Origin of the sequence: Geminicoccus sp., from assembly GCF_035556675.1 — a bacterium.
GTDB lineage: Bacteria > Pseudomonadota > Alphaproteobacteria > Geminicoccales > Geminicoccaceae > Geminicoccus.
In genome coordinates this window covers 1-2,063 of the sequence record NZ_DATMFZ010000266.1, presented here as the reverse complement: position 1 = coordinate 2,063, position 2,063 = coordinate 1, and the positions used below count along the sequence as shown (strand labels likewise).

At 68.5% G+C, this 2,063-nt stretch carries 1 protein-coding gene; it reads right to left on the bottom strand.

Going from position 1 to position 2,063, the window contains the following annotated elements:
- Positions 1-173 precede the first annotated feature (173 nt).
- A partial coding sequence (locus VNS22_RS18730) for an adenylate/guanylate cyclase domain-containing protein (RefSeq protein ID WP_325735096.1) occupies positions 174-2,063 on the bottom strand: 1,890 nt, incomplete at its 5' end.

The following is a 2,063-nucleotide window of genomic DNA, read 5'->3' as shown; positions in this document are numbered from 1 at the left end:
GCGTGCCGGGCCACCCCATCGACCTGCCGCGCCTGATCGGTGTGGCGATGCTGGCCGGCGGGGTGGTGCTGATCCGCTGGGTCTAGCCGGGCCGTCAGGTTCCGGTACACCGGAACCTGACGCAGCGGTTCATTCATCCCTTGATCCAGGTCGGGTGCGATGGCCTGTCCAGGCTAGGTCCTGGATTCAGCCTGCCTGGCCCGCTCCGCTTCGCACTCGGGCAGCGGCTTGATCTTCAGGCTCTCGATTTGCTTGGGCGTCGCACATTTGGGCAGGCCTGCCTTGGCGAAGCTGTCCAGCCACAGGGCCCGTTCCTTCGCAGCGGCGGGTGAGAAATCGCCGGTCGGGGAGACCGAGCGCTCGAACGAGTAGTCCGGCCAGCTCTCGACGAAGCGCTGGCGCCAGACTGCCATCTTTTCCGGCTCGCCGAGCTGGGCGTAGCCGAGCGTGGCGAACAGATAGTCCCAGCGGCCGGGATCGGTGAAGTCCTCGATCTGGTCGACGACCTCGCGGAAGCGGTGGAGGAAGAAGTTGATCTGGAACTGGCGCCAGTTGAAGCGCATGTCCGGGTCGAAGCGCGCGGCCCGGTCGAGCAGTTCGCGGGCGCGTTCCGGCTGGCCATGGAAGGGCAGCCGCTCTGCTACATGGGCCAACAGCTGTGGGTGGTTTGGCGCCAGCTCGACCACGCGGTCCAGGTCCGCCAGGACGAGGTCGTCCCTCTTGCCGCTGTAGCTCTCCCATGCGGCGAGCTCCACATACGCCCAGGGATAGTTCGGCTCGAGGCGGACCAGGGTGGATACGGTCTCGCCCCAGCTCGCCGCGGCTTCGGCTTCCGGCGCATAGCCTTGCTCGACCTGCTCGCGGTAGAGCCGGCCGAGAATGTAGAGTGCCGAGCTGGACCTGGGATCGCGGGTCAGCGCCAGCCTGGCGAGCTCGATGCCCTTGGCGGTGCTCTCCTTGGTGAATGTTTCGAGCTGCTCGCGGGCGAGGAGAGCCAGGTCGTTGGCACCCAGCTCGTCGAGAGGCCGGCCGGAAGCACGATCGGTGATGGTCGGGAAGATGCCGGCCGAGTAGACCGCAAAACCGATGCGCGAGCCTAGTTCGTCCCGTAGCGCTGCCCAGTCGCCGGGCGGCCGGTCGAAGCGCTCGGACCAGAGCTGCTGGCCCGTGCCCGCGTCGATCAGTTCCACCGACGCGCGCAGCCGCTCTGTGGATGATTGCAGGTTGCCCTCGACCACCAGGGTAGCTCCTTGCTCCTGCCCGAGAGCACGCGCCGGATTTGGCCGGTCGCGATAGGCGAAGCTGGTGCCACGACCCAGCACGGACCAGAACCGGGCGACGGACAACTGCTCCACGATGCCGTCGGCCAGTCCTTCGCCCAGTTCGGCGAGGTGTGGGTCTGCGCCTGCGGGGGCCGCGAATGGCAGCACGGCTACCACCGGCAGGGGTGGCGGCGCTGCTGGCCCGGTGCGCCACCACGAGGCTCCGGCCACGGCGGCGCCCAGCAGGAGCAGGGCCAGTGCCGCCACTACCGTCCAGCGGCCGAGCTGCCGCACCCGGTGCCGGCTGAACCGGATCGCCTTCCCATCCAGCCGGACCCGGTACGCCCGTACCAGCCGCTCGATGTTCTTGACCCGCTGCTCGCCCGCGAACTCCAGGGGCAGGTCGAGCTTGCCCTGGAGGTGGTCGTAGGTGGTGCCGGAAACGATGATCCCGCCGGGCTCGGCCAATTGCTCCAGCCGGGCCGCGACGTTCACCCCGTCGCCATAGATGTCGCCGTCGCTCTCGTGGATCACGTCGCCGAGATTGATGCCGATCCGCAGGCGGATGCGCTCGGCCGGTGGCAGTTCCACCTCGCGCTCGGCCATCCCTTTCTGGATCAGCACCGCGCAGCGCACCGCATCGACCACGCTGGCAAACTCGGCCAGCAGCCCGTCGCCCATCAGCTTGACGACGCGGCCCTGGTACTCGGCGATCAGGGGCTCGACGAACTCCTGGCGATGCGCCTTGAGCCGGGCGAGGGTGCGGTCCTCGTCCTGCTCCATGAGCCGGCTGTAGCCGAC